The 17,475-nt window shown below is 70.5% G+C and carries 15 protein-coding genes and 1 pseudogene; 9 read left to right on the plus strand and 7 right to left on the minus strand.

What is annotated here, in order from left to right; genetic code table 11:
- Window positions 1-60 precede the first annotated feature (60 nt).
- A complete protein-coding gene (locus OCQ_RS21985; protein ID WP_014381141.1) occupies window positions 61-1,563 on the minus strand; it encodes a carotenoid oxygenase family protein in 1,503 nt (500 codons plus the stop codon).
- Window positions 1,564-1,634: 71 nt separating this feature from the next.
- Between OCQ_RS21985 and OCQ_RS21990 the strand changes: the two genes are divergently transcribed.
- Window positions 1,635-2,324: a TetR/AcrR family transcriptional regulator gene (locus OCQ_RS21990; protein WP_014383309.1), complete on the plus strand. Its 690-nt coding sequence runs from the start codon at window positions 1,635-1,637 to the stop codon at window positions 2,322-2,324.
- A 49-nt stretch (window positions 2,325-2,373) separates the two neighbouring features.
- On the opposite strand, the gene rplL is transcribed toward OCQ_RS21990, so the two are convergent.
- The 6 genes and pseudogenes from rplL to OCQ_RS22020 form a co-directional block, all read right to left on the minus strand.
- Entirely contained in the window at window positions 2,374-2,766 is a 393-nt protein-coding gene (gene rplL, locus OCQ_RS21995; protein ID WP_008260886.1) for a 50S ribosomal protein L7/L12, read from the minus strand.
- A 44-nt stretch (window positions 2,767-2,810) separates the two neighbouring features.
- Window positions 2,811-3,443: a 50S ribosomal protein L10 gene (gene rplJ / locus OCQ_RS22000; protein ID WP_014381143.1), complete on the minus strand. Its 633-nt coding sequence runs from the start codon at window positions 3,441-3,443 to the stop codon at window positions 2,811-2,813.
- A gap of 258 nt (window positions 3,444-3,701) precedes the next feature.
- Window positions 3,702-4,147 (minus strand): annotated as a pseudogene (locus OCQ_RS22005) (anthrone oxygenase family protein).
- Between the two features lie 39 nt (window positions 4,148-4,186).
- A complete protein-coding gene (locus OCQ_RS22010; protein WP_014381144.1) occupies window positions 4,187-5,107 on the minus strand; it encodes an ROK family protein in 921 nt (306 codons plus the stop codon).
- 4 nt (window positions 5,108-5,111) lie between these two features.
- Window positions 5,112-5,729: a DUF7158 domain-containing protein gene (locus OCQ_RS22015; RefSeq protein ID WP_008260892.1), complete on the minus strand. Its 618-nt coding sequence runs from the start codon at window positions 5,727-5,729 to the stop codon at window positions 5,112-5,114.
- Window positions 5,726-9,904 carry a glycoside hydrolase family 38 N-terminal domain-containing protein gene (locus OCQ_RS22020; protein ID WP_014385821.1) on the minus strand — a complete coding sequence of 1,393 codons (4,179 nt, stop codon included), beginning with the start codon at window positions 9,902-9,904 and terminating at the stop codon, window positions 5,726-5,728. Before OCQ_RS22020 ends, OCQ_RS22015 begins: the two co-directional genes overlap by 4 nt.
- Window positions 9,905-9,987: 83 nt before the next feature.
- On the opposite strand from OCQ_RS22020, the gene OCQ_RS22025 reads away from it, so the two are divergent.
- The 8 genes from OCQ_RS22025 (at window position 9,988) to OCQ_RS22060 (ending at window position 17,435) form a co-directional block, all read left to right on the plus strand.
- Window positions 9,988-10,509 carry a DinB family protein gene (locus OCQ_RS22025; RefSeq protein WP_008260895.1) on the plus strand — a complete coding sequence of 174 codons (522 nt, stop codon included), beginning with the start codon at window positions 9,988-9,990 and terminating at the stop codon, window positions 10,507-10,509.
- A gap of 23 nt (window positions 10,510-10,532) precedes the next feature.
- Window positions 10,533-11,117: a DinB family protein gene (locus OCQ_RS22030; protein ID WP_014381146.1), complete on the plus strand. Its 585-nt coding sequence runs from the start codon at window positions 10,533-10,535 to the stop codon at window positions 11,115-11,117.
- A gap of 40 nt (window positions 11,118-11,157) precedes the next feature.
- Entirely contained in the window at window positions 11,158-12,504 is a 1,347-nt protein-coding gene (locus tag OCQ_RS22035; protein WP_020823622.1) for an ABC1 kinase family protein, read from the plus strand.
- 59 nt (window positions 12,505-12,563) lie between these two features.
- Entirely contained in the window at window positions 12,564-13,412 is an 849-nt protein-coding gene (locus OCQ_RS22040; protein ID WP_263646913.1) for an alpha/beta fold hydrolase, read from the plus strand.
- Window positions 13,413-13,500: 88 nt separating this feature from the next.
- Complete coding sequence (locus tag OCQ_RS22045) at window positions 13,501-14,361, plus strand: cyclopropane mycolic acid synthase family methyltransferase (protein WP_008260900.1); 861 nt, start codon at window positions 13,501-13,503, stop codon at window positions 14,359-14,361.
- A 162-nt stretch (window positions 14,362-14,523) separates the two neighbouring features.
- On the plus strand, window positions 14,524-15,420 hold the full coding sequence (mmaA4, locus tag OCQ_RS22050) for a hydroxymycolate synthase MmaA4 (protein WP_008260901.1): 897 nt from the start codon (window positions 14,524-14,526) through the stop codon (window positions 15,418-15,420).
- 94 nt (window positions 15,421-15,514) lie between these two features.
- Entirely contained in the window at window positions 15,515-16,213 is a 699-nt protein-coding gene (locus OCQ_RS22055) for a YciI family protein (RefSeq protein WP_008260902.1), read from the plus strand.
- Window positions 16,214-16,217: 4 nt separating this feature from the next.
- On the plus strand, window positions 16,218-17,435 hold the full coding sequence (locus OCQ_RS22060; RefSeq protein ID WP_014385822.1) for an RNA polymerase sigma factor: 1,218 nt from the start codon (window positions 16,218-16,220) through the stop codon (window positions 17,433-17,435).
- The last annotated feature ends 40 nt before the right edge of the window (window positions 17,436-17,475 follow it).

A 17,475-nucleotide genomic window follows, 5' to 3' on the forward strand; every position in this document is an offset into this window, starting at 1 on the left:
AAATTGGCCGTCCCGAGATCAGCCGGAAGCCCCGATGGCGCAACTTATTTGACGCACGTGTTAGCCAGCCGGCGCCCAGTTGCCGTGGAATCCCATCGGCACCCGCTGCGGCAGATGCACGGTGGCGACGTGCTCGAGCGTCTGCGCGTCCAGCAAGACCAGTTGGCCCTCGTCGCGGTCGCGGTGATAGCCGAACCCCATGAGGATGCCGTCATCCTCGGCGCCCGGTGCGGGATTGGGCACAAACGACATCTCGCCGAGCAAAAGGCACGCATCGAGATCGGCAGCGGTGGCGGATCCGGTCGCGTAGTCGTGCTTGTACACGGCGGTCGACATCTCGGATCGCCCGCCGGACAGGTAACCGCCCTCGGTGCCGATGGTGTAGCCATACCGGTGCGGCCCGCCCAGCAAGGTCTCGTTGATGCGCGGGAATTCTTGGGGGCGATCGTCGCGGCGTTCGCTGGTCACCGTCCCGGTGGCCAGGTTGACGGTCCAGCGGTCCAGCGTCGGCCGGCTGTCGCCGGGACCGCGCAGGTCACGGTCGAACATCCGCGCGTAGCGCACCACGTCGAGCACCAAAACCTCTGTGCCGTCGCGCATCTCGGAGTACGCGTTAAGCGGGTGGTAGACGTAGCAGGGCTCGATGTCGAACCAGCGCACGTCCCGATTTCCGCCCTCTCGGGGCATCACCCCGATGCGCGCCGGGTAGTTGTCGTCCCACCGGTACGGCATCCGGCTGGTCGGCCGCTGGTTGCGATTGATCGCCGTCGCCATCGGGCTGGGCAGCCGCACGCGCCCGATGAGCGACTGCATCACCAGGCGGGCCGGCAGGCTCAGCCAACGGGGCACGTTCGCCGGCATCACCTGAACGGGGTCGAACGTGACGGGCAGGTCGTAGATCACCACGTACTTGTCGGTCAGCGAGAAGTCGTGCATCATCGGCGACCCGCCCACCTCGATGTCGACGGTGCGCCGCGCCCGGCCCTGGGTGTCGATGACCGAGTACTGCACGGTCCGCCCGCGGGTGAACGAGTAGGACACCGCGTGCAATTCGCCGGTCCGCGGGTCGGCGTGCGGATGGGCGGTGTATCCCCCGAACAGGGTTCCGTCGAAGTCGCAGGGCCCCTCGGTGTCCAGCTCGTCGGTGAGGCGGTAGTTCGCCCCGCCCCCCTCGACGAGCGCGAGCGTGTGGCCGGCGTGGCTGAGCACGTTGGTGTTGGGGCCGACGGAGAGCATGCCGGCCCGCGGGTTCAGCCCGCTGGGCGCCGGCTCGCCGAGTGCGGTGCAGACGTGGGCGGTGCGCACCCATCGGTTGCGATACCAGCGGGCCTGCCCGCCTTGCAGCGCCACCCCGTGCACCATGCCGTCACCGCTGAACCAGTGGTAGACGGCGGGGTCCACCTCGGCGACGGGGTTGGGCCCGTTGCGCAGGTAGCGCCCGTCGAGGTGTTCGGGAATGCGTCCGGTGACCTTGAGGTCGGTGGCGGTGACCTCCGCGCTTACCGGCGCCAGGAAGTCCTCGAGGTAGGGGTTGCCGGGCTTGGCGGTTGTCGTGGTCGCCATGGCTGAGCTCCTATAACATTGTTATTTCAGCGTTATTGGCACCGTACGCCCCCGATGAGAAGATGGCAACGATGACTTCAGACGTTCAGCGCAGCGTTCGCGAGGAGATGCTGCGCGCGGCGGTCGGCCTGCTCGACGAGCACGGCCCCGACGCCCTGCAGACGCGCAAGGTGGCCGGCGCCGCGGGGACCTCCACCATGGCGGTCTACACCCACTTCGGCGGGATGCGGGGGCTCATCGCCGAGGTGGCCGAGGAGGGCCTGCGCCAGTTCGACGCCGCGCTGACCGTGCCGCACACCGCCGACCCGGTCGCCGACCTGTTCATGATCGGGGCGGCCTACCGCCGCTACGCGATCAAGCGCCCGCACGTGTATCGGCTGATGTTCGGCAGCACCAGCGCGCACGGCATCAACGCGCCCGCCCACAACGTCCTGACGCTGACGGTCGCCGAGATCGAGCGCGACTACCCGAGCTTCGCTCACGTGGTGCGCGGGGTGCACCGGTGCGCGGTGGCCGGCCGCATCAAACCCGCGGGCGCCGTGAAAGACGGTGTCGACGACGCGTCCGTGGTGGCGACCGCGGCCCAGTTCTGGGCGTTGATCCACGGCTTCGTCATGCTGGAACTGGCCGGCTACTACGGCGACGACAGCTCGGCCGTCGTCCCGGTGCTGGGGTCGATGACGTCGAACCTGCTTGTGGCCCTTGGTGATTCACCGGAGCGGGTGGCGCAGTCGCTGCAGACGGCGATGGGCGCGCGCTGAGCGCACGAAGCCCCCGGGACCTCGATCCCGGGGGCTTGCGCGCAGTGACTTACTTGACGGTGACGGTGGCGCCGGCGGCCTCGAGCTTGGTCTTGGCCTCGTCGGCGGCCTCCTTGGCGACCTTCTCCAGCAGCGGCTTGGGCGCGCCGTCGACCAGGTCCTTGGCCTCCTTGAGGCCCAGGCCGGAGACGATCTCGCGGACCACCTTGATGACGCCGATCTTCTTGTCGCCGGCGGACTCGAGGATCACGTCGAATTCCGACTGCTCCTCGGCGGCCTCGGCGGGCGCGCCACCGGCGGCCGGGCCGGCCGCGGCGACGGCGACCGGGGCGGCCGCGGTGACCTCGAAGGTCTCCTCGAACTTCTTGACGAAGTCGGAGAGCTCCAGGAGCGTCATCTCCTTGAACGCGTCGAGCAGGTCGTCGGTAGACATCTTTGCCATGGGTGTGGGTCCTTCCTTGTTTTTCCCAGGTTCCGGGGTGGTTGTTATTCGGCTTCGGCCGGGGTTTCCGCAGGCTCGGCGGGTGCTTCCGAAGCGGGTTCCGGGGCGGCTTCCGCGGCGGGCTCGGCAGCGGCCTCGGAAGCTGCTGGCCCCGCCGGTCCCTCTGCGGCCTTCTTCTCTTGCAACGCGGCCGCGAGCCGGGCGACCTGCGACGCCGGGGCGTTGAACAGCCCGGCCGCCTTGGCGAGGTTGCCCTTCATCGCGCCGGCCAGCTTGGCCAGCAGCACCTCGCGCGACTCGAGGTCGGCGATGCGCTCGACTTCGGCGACCGTCAGCGCGCGGCCGTCCATGTAGCCACCCTTGATGACCAGCGCCTTGTGCTCCTTGGCGAAGGTCTTGATGGCCTTGGCGGCGTCGACCGGCTCCCCGGTGATGAACGCGATGGCCGTCGGGCCGGCGAAGAGTTCGTCGAGGCCGTCGACCCCGGCTTCCGACGCGGCCCGCTTGACCAGCGTGTTCTTGGCCACCGAGTACGTGGCCGACGCGCCCAGCGAGCGCCGCAGCTCGGCCAGGTTGGCGACCGTCAGGCCGCGGTACTCGGTGACCAGGGCAGCGGTCGATTCCTTGAACTGCTCGGCGATGTCCGCAACGGCGGTGGCCTTGTCAGCCCTGGCCATGCCTACCTCCTGAAGTGAAGTCATGCGACGTGTCGTCTCGATTCCCCCGAAAACGACGAACGCCCCGGCGCAGGAAACGGCCGGGGCGTACAAACACGCCGGCGCGAGCCGGCGTCATGCCTCGTCCTCCTGCGTGGGCCGCCGGGATACCTCCCGGACCTTCGACCGATTGCTCGGTGACCGACGGTCTTCGGTGGAACGGCTAACACAATAGCGTGGCCTGCGCGGTCAGCCAAAACGGCGACCCCGGACGCCGGCTCAGATGACCGCGCGGGTGACGCCGAGGGTCAGCAGGACGAACACCGCCAGCAGCAGGGCCACCCGCAGCCGGTGCAGCCGATCCCACCGGGCCGCGAGGTCACGCGAGAGCTCACCGGCGGCCGGCCACTTGGCGATGCGGTTGTTGATCGGCACCAGCAGCGTGACCGTCAGCAGCACGACCAACACCATCAGGGCGCCGGCGGCCCCGTAGGGCCAGTCGCGCCCCGCTCCTTGATGGCCAGCGCCACCAACAGCAACAGGCTCAGCGCGTACCAGAACGGCATCGTCGTGCCCAGCGATCGGGCGGCGCCGACGCGGGCCGCACGGAAGGCGTCGTCGGGCAGCCGCGCGATGAGCGGGTGGAAGAACACCGCGACCGCCAGCTCCACGCCGACCAGCAGGCCGGTGATCACGACCGCGAGCGCGTCGATGCTGTGGTTCATGCCAGTCAGCGTAGAAAGCCGGGCGCGGCGTGCGGCGCGTCAGCCCAGGGCAGCGAGGCGGGCCGCGCCGATCAGGCCGGCCGCACCGCCGAGCTCGCCGGGCACCACCCGCAGCCCGGACAGGAAGTCCAGCCCCGCGTAGTCGGCCAGCTTCGCCCGCAGGGGGTCGAAGAGCAGCGGCCCGGATTTGGACACCCCTCCCCCGATCACGACGAGGTCCAGATCGCAGACCGCGCCGACCGAGGCGATCATCGCGGCGAGCGCGTTGGCCGATCGGTGAAAGGCCCGCCGGGCCACCGGGTCTCCGGCCGCCGCCGCGACGGCCAGGTCCCTGGCGCCCGCGCCGGGCGGCGCCGCCCACCCGTTATCGCGCGCCCAGCGCACCATCCACGGCCCGGACGCCACCGTCTCCACGCAGCCGCGGCCGCCGCACGTGCACGGCGGCCCGTCCAGTTCGACGACGATGTGCCCGACGTGGCCGGCGTTGCCGGTGCGCCCGGCGTAGGGGACGCCGTCGAGCACCAGACCGCCGCCCACCCCGGTGGAGACCACCATGCCCAGCAGGAACCGGGCGTCCGGCCCCGCGCTGCGGCCCGCCCCGATCCAGTGCTCGCCCAACGCCATACACAGGCCGTCGCCGCCCAGCACCACCGGCACCCCGGGCACCGCGGCGGCGACCCTGTCGCGCAGCGGGAATCGGTCCCAGCCCGCGATGTTGATCGGGCTGACCGATCCGGTGTGCAGGTCGATCGGCCCGGCCGAGGCGATGCCGACGGCGGTGATCGGGGCGTCGGCCGCGCGCACCGCGTCGGCGATCATCGCCTCGACGACGGCCCACACGTCGCCGGCGGCGGTCGTGACCGGGGTGGGGCGGATCGCGCTGTGCACCAGCGCGCCGGCCGAATCGACCAGAGCGGCGGCGATTTTGGTGCCGCCGATGTCCAGGCAGAGGGTTGGCATGGTCTCAGTGCCGGTGGGTGTTGTCGGGTTGGCGGGGGTCGCCGGGATGCTCGTAGCCGGGCGCGAGCCGCACCAGCTCGGCGCGGCGGGCGTGCAGCCACAGCCGGAAGGCGCGCCGCCGGGCGGCGCCGCGCAGCTGCTCGGCGATCGCCGATCGCACCTCGGCCAGCGGTGGAGCGGCCAACGCCGTTGTGCGCCAGCCGTTTTCACCCGGTCGTGCCGCGGCGAAGCGCAGCGGGTTGCGGGCGTGATAGGCGGCCACCTCGTCGTCGGTGACGTGCACGTCGGCGGTGACGTCGGCGAACAGCGCCCGGGCGCGCGGGTCGGCCAGTACGGCCGCGGCGATGCTGCCGATCTCCAGCCGTGCGGTCACGTCGGGCAGCAGCTCCGTCTCGGTCGGGGCTTCGCGCGGGTCCAGCCCGCGCGCGTCCGCCTCGGCGGCGACCACCCGCCGGGTCACGATGAGCTGGGTCAGCCAGCGTCGCAGTTGGCGGCCCTCGCTGGTGCCCGCGGCCGGCAGTGCGCCCGCTCCCCGCCCCGCGCGCAGCCGCGTTTCGGCCGCGTCGACCTCCGCGCACGACACGGGGATGCCGGCGACGGTCGCGACAGGGTGGCCGCTCATGTCACCGTCACCCGGACCGCGGGCGAGTAGACCAGCCGCCCGGCGCAGCCGATGCGCACCAGCGCCCACCATTGCCCGGGTCCCAGCCAGGCCGGCGGGGTCACCCGGAAGCCGAGGCCGACGGTGCCGCCGGCGGGCAGGACCGCGCCGAGGGCGGCGGGTCCCATCCATTCCCACGTGCCCCAGGGGCTGATCAGATGCGCCTCGAGCGCCAAATCGGCCCGGGCGTGGGTGCCGACGGTGACGGTCACCTCACCCGCTTCGCCGGGTCGCAGCGTGACCTCGCGCGGCCCGTCGGCGAGGTAGACCAGCCCGCCCGGGTCGACCGCCGCGCCGCCCACCGCGACCACGCACACGTCCTCGACCGCTTGCCGCCAGGGGGCGGGGATGTGTTCGCCGGTGAGGCGCAGCCGTGCCCGGACGGGGTAGAGGCCCGGTTCTGCCGTCGGCGGGATCGACACCACCACGTCGGCCTCCAGGTGGCCGCCGCTGCACAGGGTGAAGGGCAGCTCGGCGGGCGTGGCCGACCAGCCGTCCGGGCACGCGAGGACGACCCCGCCGCGCAGCGTGGCGTCGCTGCAGTCGCTGGCCGCGGTCAGACGCACCGTCACGTCGCGGCCGGGCTGCGCACTGATCTGCGACGGGTGCAGGTGGGCGACCGCGGGCAGGCCCCCGAGCGGCGCGGGCCCGCGGTTGTGCAGCCAATAGCGGGCGTAGAGCGGCTGGGCGGCCTCGGCGTTCGGCGCCAGGGCGGCGGCGTCCGCGAGCGTCGCGGGCAGGTCGAACCGGGCCAGCACGGTCGCCACCTGGTAGCCGTGCAGGTCGACCGAATCCAGCCGCCCCTCGGGAGCCTCCAGGAGGTCGGCGGCCCGCAGGTCGCTGATCGCCGCGACGTCCGAGCTAAGCGTCACCCGCGCGCCCGCCCCGGTCGTCTCCACCAACCGCAGGGCGACCGAGTGCGGGTCGACCGGCGCGGCGCGGCCCGCGGTCAGCGGATCGCCGGCCGCCTTGAGGGCCGCCAGGTGGACCGAGTCGGCGAGCTCGACGCGCAGCAGCGCACCGACCGGCGGCAGCGCACCGGGCCGCCGGCCCCCGGCGACGGCGAGCAGCGGCTGCGCGAACTGCGCGCTGCGGGTGGGGATGTCCGCGCGCCGCCAGTCGCCGTCGCCGCTGACCAACGCGTAGTCGAAATCGTGGGTCCAGTGCTGCAGCTGGAAGTTGGAGCCGTCCGGCGCGGTGCGGCGGGGGTCATCGATCCAGATGCCCGACGGCCAGCCGGTGCACGAGCGCATCAGCGCGGTGTGCAGGGTGCCCTCGGTGTCGACGGCGAAGCTGGGCACCCCGCGGTTGAGCAGGGCGACGGTGCGGTCCTCGAACGCCTCCGTTCCCGACGCGGGCCGCTGCGCGACGATCTCGGCGTCACCGAGATCGTCGGCCAGCGCGGCGATCTCCGCGCGCAGGTCCTCGTCGGCGCGGCCGTCGACGACCAGCACCGGCAGCGCCCGCAGTCCACGCAGGTCGGCGCCGGGCACCCACACCGCGGCCAGCGGCGTCTCGGCCGGCACCCAGACCCGGGCCCGGCCGGTCGCCGCCAGCTGGCGGTCGAGTTCCCGGGCGTACACCGCATCGGCGTGGGCCAGCACCGCCTCGGTGAAGGCGTTGCGGTCCGGCCCGCCCAGCGCGATCCGCACGTCGGGCAGGTTGGAATCCACCTCCAGGTGGCCGTAGCGGGGCTTGTCCGCGGCGCTGCAGGTGGCCGTGACTCCGGCGCGGACCAGCGCCACCATCAGCGCGCGCGCCAGCGGCCCGGACACCGCCTCCGCCGGAGACACCACCTCGGCGACCGAGATCGCCCGCACCCCGGCCCCCGACACCCGGACCCGGGCGGCCGAGGACAGGCCGAACCAGCCGTACGCCGGGTTGTCCAGGGCCCACAGGTGCCGGGCGGTGTCCACCGCGCGCGGCCCGTCGTGCAGCAGCGCGAAACCGCGGCCGACGACGGCGTCGCCGACTTCGCTGACCGGCATGGCGCCCGGCACCGGGCACGGCCAGCGCAGCCGCACCAGCTGATCGGCGCCGGTGAAGTCGTCGATGGTGGTGCGGCAGTCCACCCGCGCGACGCCCCGCCACAGCGTCAGGGTCTGGGTGTAGCGCAGCAGCGTGCCGATCCGACCGCGGACCACCACCCGCTCACCGAGGGGTCCGCGAAAGGCCCGCACCCGCGCCGGCGATTCCGACGAGCACACCACCGGCCCCTTGGGCAGCAGGTGCCACGGTCCCTCGCCCTGCGTGGGGTGCGACGGGTATTCCTCGTAGACGGCGAGCTCGTTGCCCACCCGGCCCTCGGCGATCAGCTCGCGGCCCCCCTGGGCAGACAAGTCGATCAGCGAGGCGACGGCCCCGCCGCGGGCCTTGTCGACCTCGAGCCGGTAGTGCTCGTTGGCGATCACCGATCCCGGCACCGCCGCCCAGCCGGCCGCTTGGTCGGCGGGTGCCAGCCGGTAGGCCCGCCAGCCCAGCGACCCGACATCGCGGGCCAGCCAGGTGACCGAGCTCCCGTCGTGCTCGACCAGCGCGGGCAGTTCGGCGCCGTCGGCGTCCAGCACCCGCACGCCCGCGGGCAGCGGCGGATCGATGCGCGCGGTGACGAGATCGGTGCGTGGGTGCGCCAGGGGGTTCCACACGACGACGTCGCCCTCGATCGCCCCGGACAGCAGCGCCAGCGAGGCGTCCCGGGCCGTGCGGCCCAGCTCACACGCGTCGCGCCAGCCGGTCAACAGGTCGAGGTAGACCTGGTCGGATTCCGACCCGGTGATCGCGTCGTGGTGCGCGCCGTAGGCCAGCTGCACCCACGCCTTGGCCAGGGCCGCATGCGGGTAGTCGGCGCCGGTCGCCAGGGCCGCGAACACCGCGAACCGCTCGGCCGCCAGCACGGCGTTCTCGGCGGCCCGGTTGGCTTGTTTGGTGTCGATGTAGGACACGTCCTTGCCGGTGTAGATCGGGTTCATGTCCCGGGTCTGCGGCGACGGCTCACACCCGCGCTGCGCCAGCTCGGCGCGCACCGCCGCGAAGAACTCGCGCGGCAGCGCGCACACGAATCGCGGCCAGGTGTAGCGGGCGGCCCAGTCGCGATGGATCGCGGTGACCCATGTGTTGGGCGGCGTGTAGTCGGTGCCGACGGGCAGCAGCACGTTGCGGGTCAGCGCCACCGTTTTGAGCTGATCGAACAGCTCGTACGTGGCGTCGGAGGCCTCGCGCAGCGTGGTCGCGGAGTCCATCCACCACCCCGCCGAGTAATGCGCGGGCATGTAGTGGGTGAGCAGGCCGCGGCCCGACGGCGAGATCCACTCGAACTCGCTGCAGAACTGCATGCCGCCCAGTCCGCCGTCGCTGTGCATCGGGCCCCACTGGTGGTGCGGTCCCCGGGCCCACGAACTCGACGTCAGGCCGGCGTCGGCGGCCAGGCCCGGGAACTGCGGGTCGTGGCCGAACACGTCCAGCTGCCACGCGGTCGCCGGGTCGGCACCCAGGACGTGGCGCTGAAAACCCATGCCGTGCACCAGGTTCCGGATGGTCGTTTCCGGGCTGGTGAGATTGGTGTTCGGTTCGTTGTAGGTGCCGCCCAGCACCTCGACACGGCCCTGCGCGATGAACCGGCGCAGGTCGGCGCGGTCCTCGGGGCGGGTGTCCCAGTACGGCTTGAGGTAGTCCACCTCGGCGAGCACGAACTTGTACTCGGGCTCGCGGCGGGCCATCTCCAGGTGGGCGTGCACGAGCTCGAAGCCGTTGGTCTGCCGGGCCCGCCCCGGCGGATCCTCGGTCCATTCGCTGGTGTAGGCGCCCTGGGTGTTCCACCACACCGGGTCGTAGTGGAAGTGACTGACCATGAACATGGTCCAGCCGGGCTCGGCGACCGTGAACTCGAACGGCAGGTCCGCGCGCCCGGCGCGCACCCGCGCGGACCGTCGCTCGCCGACCACCGGACGGTCCAGGGTGACGGGGACCTCGACGAGCTCGTCGCCGATATCGGCGACCGCCTCCCCGGTCAGGCCGTCCCCGTCGATGCGGACCCGCCTCGGCTCGCCCACCCCGGCGACGGTGACGCGCGCCAGCTGCAGCGGGGCTTCCGGCGGCCCGACGAAAAGCTCCGTCGACTCCGCCGAAACCAGCTGCATCCCCGCACTTTACGGCGGCGCGGCCAACCGAGAAACCCGTCGCCTGACCGCGAACCCGTCGCATTGGTGGAAAGCTCGGTGCCATGGCAGATCTGAGCGCCCAACTGGCCGACCAACTCGACTGGCACTGGCGCAACCAGCTGCGCCCTCGCCTGGGCGGCCTGACCGACGACGAGTACTTCTGGCAGCCGGTGCCCCACTGCTGGACGGTGCACCCGGACGGGTCGATCGACTTCGCGTTCCCGGCGCCCAGCCCGGCACCGTTCACCACGATCGCGTGGCGCATGGCACACGTGATTGTCGGGGTGTTCGCGATGCGTGCCCATCACCATTTCGGTGGACCGTCCGCCGATTACCAGAGTTGGAACTACGCCACCACCGCCGCCACCGCCCTGCGGCAACTGGACGAGACGTACGCGGTGTGGATCAACGGTGTACGGTCGCTGTCCGCCGCCGACCTGACCCGCCGCTGCGGCGCGGCCGAAGGGCCGTACGCCGACTACCCGCTGAGCGCGCTGGTCTTGCACATCAATCGGGAAGCGATCCACCATGGCGCCGAAATCGCTTGCCTGCGCGACCTTTACGTTCACAACAGGATGGATTGACAATGCCCGCCCTCGCACCACCGGTGTCCGATGAACGCAGCGCCCTGCGCGAATTCCTGGCGTTCCACCAAAGCGCGTACTTCGCCGTCAGCTACGGCCTCACCGACGAACAGGCCCGCTCCACGCCGTCGGCCAGCGCGCTGTCGATCGGCGGGCTGGTCAAGCACGCCACGGGGATGCAGCACAGCTGGATGACCCGCGTCGCCGCCGCGCCCGACGCGCCGCCGAAGGACACCCGTCCGTTCGAGCAGATCAGCAAGGAGTTCGCCGACCAGCATGTGATGGGTCCCGACGAGACGCTGGACGGGCTGCTGCGGGCGTTCGAGGCGCAGAACGCGACGTCGCTGCGGCTGGTCGAGACCGCGGACCTCGACGCCGCGGTGCCCGTGCCGCGCGACATCCCCTGGTTCCCCAAGGACCAGCGGGCGTGGTCGGTGCGCTGGGTGATCCTGCACGTGATCAACGAGCTGGCGCGGCACGCCGGTCACGCCGACATCGTCCGGGAGACGATCGACGGCGCGACCATGTACGAGCTGATCGCCGGGCACGAAGGCTGGGCGATCGAGGGGTGGGTGCAGCCGTGGCGAGGCGGGCACCGGCACCAGTAGAGATTGGGACTTGCCAGCACCGGTTTGGCAGACTGCTGGAATGAGTTCTACCAAGCATCGAGAGGTGGCCAAGCTCGACCGGGTGCCGTTGCCGGTCGAAGCGGCCCGGGTAGCGGTGACCGGTTGGCAGGTCACCCGCTCCGCCGCTCGCATCGTCACCAAGCTGCCCGGCAGGGGTCCGTGGCAGCAGAAGGTGATCAGGCAGCTCCCCCAGACCTTCGCCGACCTGGGACCGACGTACGTCAAGTTCGGGCAGATCATCGCGTCGAGCCCGGGGGCGTTCGGCGAATCGCTGTCCCGGGAGTTCCGCGGCCTGCTGGACCGGGTGCCGCCCGCCGACCCCGGCGAGGTGCACAAGCTGTTCATCGAGGAGCTCGGCGCCGACCCGTCCGAGCTGTTCGCCAGCTGGGACGAGGAACCGTTCGCGTCGGCGTCGATCGCCCAGGTGCACTACGCGACCCTGCACAGCGGCGAGCAGGTCGTCGTCAAGATCCAGCGGCCGGGCATTCGCCGCCGGGTCGCCGCCGACCTGCAGATCCTCAAGCGCTTCGCCCAGGCCGTCGAGGTGGCCAAGCTCGGCCGCCGGCTGTCCGCGCAGGACGTCGTGGCCGACTTCTCCGACAACCTGGCCGAGGAGCTCAATTTCCGGCTGGAGGCGCAGTCGATGGAGGCGTGGGTCTCGCACCTGCACGCCTCCCCGCTGGGCCGCAACATCCGGGTGCCGCAGGTGTACTGGGACTTCACCAGCGACCGGGTGCTGACCATGGAGCGGGTGTCCGGCATCCGCATCGACGACGTCGCCGCCATCCGCAAGGCCGGGTTCGACGGCGTCGAGCTGGTGAAGGCGCTGCTGTTCTCGCTGTTCGAAGGTGGGCTGCGGCACGGGCTGTTCCACGGCGACCTGCACGCGGGCAACCTTTACGTCGACGATCAGGGCCGGATCGTGTTCTTCGACTTCGGGATCATGGGCCGCATCGATCCCCGCACCCGGTGGCTGCTGCGCGAATTGGTGTACGCGCTGCTGGTCAAGAAGGACCATGCCGCGGCGGGCAAGATCGTGGTGCTGATGGGGGCCGTCGGCACCATGAAGCCCGAGGCCCAGGCCGCCAAGGATCTGGAAAAGTTCGCCACCCCGCTGACCATGCAGACGCTGGGCGACATGTCCTACGCCGACATCGGCCGGCAGCTGTCGGCGCTGGCCGACGCCTACGACGTCAAGCTGCCCCGCGAGCTGGTGCTGATCGGCAAGCAGTTCCTCTACGTCGAGCGGTACATGAAGCTGCTGGCGCCGAAGTGGCAGATGATGTCGGATCCGCAACTGACGGGGTATTTCGCGAACTTCATGGTCGAAGTCAGCCGCGAGCACTCCTCGGACGTCGAGGTATAGGCGTGCAGGTCCGCACGGGATACGCCATATCAGGCGACCTGAAGCTGTACTACGAGGACATGGGCGACGTCGACGACCCGCCCGTCCTGCTGATCATGGGGCTGGGGGCCCAGCTGCTGCTGTGGCGAACCGCGTTCTGCCAAAAGCTGATCGACCAAGGGCTGCGCGTCATCCGGTACGACAATCGAGACGTCGGCCTGTCCAGCAAGACCCAGTACGGCAGCTCGGGACAGCCGCTGGCGACGCGGTTGGTCCGGTCCTGGCTCGGTCTGCCCAGCCGGGCGGTGTACAAGCTCGAGGACATGGCTGACGACGCGGCGGCCGTGCTCGATCATCTGGGCATCGAACGCGCCCACATCGTCGGGGCGTCGATGGGCGGCATGATCGCCCAGATCTTCGCCGCGCGATTCCGCGAGCGGACCCAATCCCTGGCGATCATCTTCTCCAGCAACAACGCGGCTCTGTTGCCGCCGCCGGCACCGCGCGCGCTGCTGGCCCTGTTGAAGGGGCCGCCGCCGAACTCGCCGCGCGAGGTGATCGTCGACAACGCCGTGCGGGTCGGCAAGATCATCGGCAGCCCGCGCTACCGGGTGCCCGACGAGCAGGCCCGCGCCGAGGCCGCCGAGGGGTACGACCGCAATTACTACCCGCAGGGCGTGGCGCGGCACTTCGCCGCGGTGCTGGGCAGCGGCAGCCTGCGGCGCTACAACCACGGCACCGTCGCTCCGACCGTGGTGATCCACGGCCGGGCGGACAAGCTGATGCGGCCCTTCGGTGGCCGCGCGGTGGCCCGGGCCATCGACGGCGCCCGATTGGTGTTATTCGACGGGATGGGTCATGATCTGCCACAGCAGTTGTGGGATCAGGTGATCGGCGTGCTGACTAACAATTTCGCCAGGGCGTGTTGAGCCAAAAGGCATTCCGCAGAAACATTTCCCCGCATTTTCAGTCCATGCCGCAGGGTTGTACGGTTGTCGAAGGAGGGTGGGTGTCGCAATGGTGAAGCTGGAGCCGTATTACGAAGAGTCGCAGGCTACCTACGACATTTCGGACGACTTCTTCGCGTTGTTCCTCGACCCAAACATGGTCTACACCTGCGCGTATTTCAAAGACGACGACATGACCTTGGAACAGGCGCAGCTGGCCAAGCTGGACCTGGGGCTGGACAAGCTGAACCTCGAGCCGGGCATGACGGTGCTCGACGTCGGGTGCGGCTGGGGCGGGGCCGTGGTCCGGGCGCTGGAGAAATACGACGTCAATGTCATCGGCATCACGCTCAGCCGCAACCATTACACGCGCACCAAGGCGCGGCTGGCCGCGATCCCGACGACGCGGCGCGCCGAGGCCCGGCTGCAGGGGTGGGAAGAATTCGACGAGCACGTCGACCGGATTATCAGCTTCGAGGCCTTCGACGCGTTCAAAAAGGAACGCTGGCCCGCGTTCTGGGACTGGGCATATGAAACCCTCCCCAACGACAGCCGGATGCTGATGCACAGCATCTTCACCTACCCGCAATCGCACTGGAAGGAAGTCGGCATCAAGATCACGATGTCGGACCTGCGCTTCCTGCACTTCCTCGGCAAGGAGATCTTTCCCGGCGGGCAGATGTGCGGCGAAGCCGACATCGTCGACCTTTCGCGAGCCAGCGGTTTCGGCCTCGAGCAGACGCAATACCTGCAGTCGCACTACGCCCGGACGCTGGACACCTGGGCGGCCAACCTGGAGGCCAACCGCGACCGCGCGATCGCCATCCAGTCCGAAGAGGTCTACGACCGCTTCATGCGCTACCTGACGGGCTGCGCGAACCTTTTCCGCAAAGGCATCTCGAACGTGGCCCAGTACACGCTCACCAAGTAGCGTCGGCGGAAAGTAGAGTTTGGCTGCGCGGTCGGGCCCGCGACGCGCACTCGCACCCTTCGGAAACGACGCCTCGACGTTGGGTATCGTTGCTGCTCACACCGGACCCCTCGATGCGCGCGACTAGAGGCAGCGAACGTCATCGAGGAGAACAGGACGAAAATGGCTGAGCAACCGACTGGCCCGACGAAGACGCGGACGCGCTCGGAAGACATCCAGGCGCATTACGACGTCTCCGACGATTTCTTCGGCCTGTTCCAGGACCCGTCACGGATCTACAGTTGCGCCTACTTCGAGCGCGACGACATGACCCTGGAAGAGGCCCAGTACGCGAAGATCGACCTCAACCTCGACAAGCTGGACCTCAAGCCCGGCATGACCCTGCTCGACATCGGCTGCGGGTGGGGCACCACCATGAAGCGCGCCGTCGAGCGGTTCGACGTCAACGTCATCGGCCTGACGCTGTCCAAGAACCAGCACGCCCGCGCCGAAGCGTTGCTCGGCTCCATCGACAGCAACCGCTCGCGGGAGGTGCGCCTGCAGAACTGGGAGGACTTCTCCGAGCCCGTCGACCGCATCGTGTCGATCGAGGCCTTCGAGCACTTCGGCCACGAGAACTACGACGACTTCTTCAAGCGGACCTACGACATCATGCCCGACGACGGCCGCATGACCGTCCAGAGCAGCGTCAGCTACCACCCGTACGATCTGGCCGCGCGCGGCAAGAAGCTGAGCTTCGAGACGGCGCGGTTCATCAAGTTCATCGTGACCGAGATCTTCCCCGGCGGCCGGCTGCCCTCCACCCAGATGATGGTCGACCACGGCGAGAAGGCCGGTTTTGTTGTGCCCGAACCGCTTTCGTTGCGGCCGCACTACATCAAGACCCTGCACATCTGGGGTGACACGCTCGAGTCGAACCGGGACAAGGCCATCGAGGTCACCTCCGAAGAGGTCTACAACCGCTACATCAAGTACCTGCGCGGCTGCGAGCACTACTTCACCGAGGAGATGCTCGACGTCAGCCTGGTGACCTACCTCAAGCCGGGCGCGGCCGCCTGAATTTCTGCGGCGCCTGTCGGATTGGCGCTGCGCGGTTCGTCGAGTAGGTAGAGAGTGGAGCAGACGGCTTCGCTCACTACCGGAGGTGACGACCATGCAGTACTTCGCCTTGTTGATCAGCAAGGAACAGGACCGTGCGCCCGACGATGCCGCCGCCGCGATGGCCGCCTGGGAGAACTTTCACGCCAAGGCCGGGCCGGCGATCAAGGCCGGTGACGCCCTGGCGCCCGCCGCGTCCGCCGTGGCCATTTCCGGCGGCCCGGACGCGCCGACGGTCACCGACGGTCCCTTCGCGGAATCCGCCGAAGTGGCTTGCGGCTATTACGTGTTCGAGGCCGAAAACCTCGACGAGGCGCTGGCGCTGGCGCGCGACGTCCCGGTGGCCGAGTTCGGGGCGGTGGAGCTGTGGCCGGTGGTCCACGCCGTCGAGCCGTCCCGCGCGCTCACCGGCAACGACTGGCTCGCGCTGCTGCTCGAGCCCGCCGAATCCGCGCACACACCGGGCACGCCGGAGTGGGAGGCGGTGGCGGCCAAGCACGTCGAGCTGCACGCCGCCGCCGGCGATCACGTGATCGGCGGCGCCGCGCTGCACGACCGGTCCACGGCGACGACCGTGCGGGTGCGCGACGGCGAGGTCCTCATCACCGACGGGCCGTACGTGGAGGGCGCCGAAATCGCCACCGGCATCTACCTGTTGAGCGCCGCCGATCGTGACGAGGCGGTCAAGATCGCCTCGATGATCCCCGCCTCGTCCGTGCAGCTGCGCCAGTTGGCGGGCGTCTCCGGCCTGTAGCCAGATGGCCGACCTGGACGGCGTCTTCCGCCGGGAGTGGGGCCCGGCCGTGGCCGCGCTCGCGCGGTGGTCGGGTGACCTCACCGTCGCCGAGGACGCCGTCCAGGAGGCCTGCGCCGAGGCGCTGCGCACCTGGCCGCGCGACGGGCTGCCCGCCAACCCGGGCGGGTGGCTGGTGACCGTCGGCCGTAATCGGGCCCGTGATCGCTTGCGCCGCGAATCGGTGCGCCCCGGAAAGGAATTGGCGGCCGTGTTGGACGACATCAGGGCGCGCACCGAGCACACCGACCCGCACCCGGTTCGCGACGACGAGTTGCGGATGATGTTCACCTGCGCGCACCCGGCGCTGGACCGGCAATCGCAATTGGCGCTGACGCTGCGGCTGGTCTCGGGCCTGACCGTCGGCGAAATCGCCCGCGCGCTGCTGCAGACCGAGGCGGCGATCGGCCAGCGAATCACGCGCGCCAAGAACAAGGTTCGGCACGCCAACATCCCGCTGCGCGTCCCGCCCGCCGAGCTGCTGCCCGAGCGCACCCCGCACGTGCTGGGTTGCGTCTATTCGGTGTTCACCGAGGGCTACTGGTCGACGGCGGGCCCGTCGGCCATCCGCGACGACCTGTGCGACGAGGGGATCCGGCTGGGCGGCGAGCTGTGCGCGCTGCTGCCCGCCGAGCCGGAGGCGCACGCGCTGTCCGCCCTGATGCTGCTGCACGATTCGCGACGCGCGACCCGGGTGGACGAGTCCGGGATGCTGGTGCCGCTCGAGGACCAGGACCGCCGCCGGTGGGACCGCGCGCGCATCGCCCGCGGGCTCGAGCGGTTGCGTCACGCCCGAGGCTCGACGGGCGCCTACCTGCCCCAGGCGGTGATCGCCGCGCTGCACGCCACGGCCCCGTCCTGGGAACGCACGGACTGGGTCGCCATCTGCTCGGCCTATGACCGGCTGTGGCAGCTCACCGGGTCCCCGGTGGTGGCCGCCAATCGCGCGCTGGCGATCGGCTTTCGCGACGGGCCCGACGCCGGGCTGGCCGCCCTGGACGATGTGGCTGGCGATCCGCGGCTCGCCCGCTCGAACCTGGTCGCGACCGTGCGCGCCGACCTGCTGCGCCGCGCGGGCCGGCCGGCCGATGCGCTGACGTGGTACCGAGCGGCGTTGGAGTCCAACGGGTCTGAGCCGGGACGCGCGTTCCTGCGGCGCCGCATCGCCGAGTGCGGGGGGTAATTCCCGCCGAACGTCGACTTGTGGCGCCGATTACTTGGGT

It is taken from the genome of Mycobacterium paraintracellulare, from assembly GCF_000276825.1.
Classification (GTDB): domain Bacteria; phylum Actinomycetota; class Actinomycetes; order Mycobacteriales; family Mycobacteriaceae; genus Mycobacterium; species Mycobacterium intracellulare.

Bases quoted from the DNA above. Each gene is read 5' to 3' on its own strand.
- OCQ_RS21985 (WP_014381141.1), bottom strand. From the start codon at position 1,563: ATGGCGACCACGACAACCGCCAAGCCCGGCAACCCCTACCTCGAGGAC.
- OCQ_RS21990 (WP_014383309.1), top strand. From the start codon at position 1,635: ATGACTTCAGACGTTCAGCGCAGCGTTCGCGAGGAGATGCTGCGCGCG.
- rplL (WP_008260886.1), bottom strand. From the start codon at position 2,766: ATGGCAAAGATGTCTACCGACGACCTGCTCGACGCGTTCAAGGAGATG.
- rplJ (WP_014381143.1), bottom strand. From the start codon at position 3,443: ATGGCCAGGGCTGACAAGGCCACCGCCGTTGCGGACATCGCCGAGCAG.
- OCQ_RS22010 (WP_014381144.1), bottom strand. From the start codon at position 5,107: ATGCCAACCCTCTGCCTGGACATCGGCGGCACCAAAATCGCCGCCGCT.
- OCQ_RS22015 (WP_008260892.1), bottom strand. From the start codon at position 5,729: ATGAGCGGCCACCCTGTCGCGACCGTCGCCGGCATCCCCGTGTCGTGC.
- OCQ_RS22020 (WP_014385821.1), bottom strand. From the start codon at position 9,904: ATGCAGCTGGTTTCGGCGGAGTCGACGGAGCTTTTCGTCGGGCCGCCG.
- OCQ_RS22025 (WP_008260895.1), top strand. From the start codon at position 9,988: ATGGCAGATCTGAGCGCCCAACTGGCCGACCAACTCGACTGGCACTGG.
- OCQ_RS22035 (WP_020823622.1), top strand. From the start codon at position 11,158: ATGAGTTCTACCAAGCATCGAGAGGTGGCCAAGCTCGACCGGGTGCCG.
- OCQ_RS22040 (WP_263646913.1), top strand. From the start codon at position 12,564: ATGGGCGACGTCGACGACCCGCCCGTCCTGCTGATCATGGGGCTGGGG.
- OCQ_RS22045 (WP_008260900.1), top strand. From the start codon at position 13,501: ATGGTGAAGCTGGAGCCGTATTACGAAGAGTCGCAGGCTACCTACGAC.
- mmaA4 (WP_008260901.1), top strand. From the start codon at position 14,524: ATGGCTGAGCAACCGACTGGCCCGACGAAGACGCGGACGCGCTCGGAA.
- OCQ_RS22055 (WP_008260902.1), top strand. From the start codon at position 15,515: ATGCAGTACTTCGCCTTGTTGATCAGCAAGGAACAGGACCGTGCGCCC.
- OCQ_RS22060 (WP_014385822.1), top strand. From the start codon at position 16,218: ATGGCCGACCTGGACGGCGTCTTCCGCCGGGAGTGGGGCCCGGCCGTG.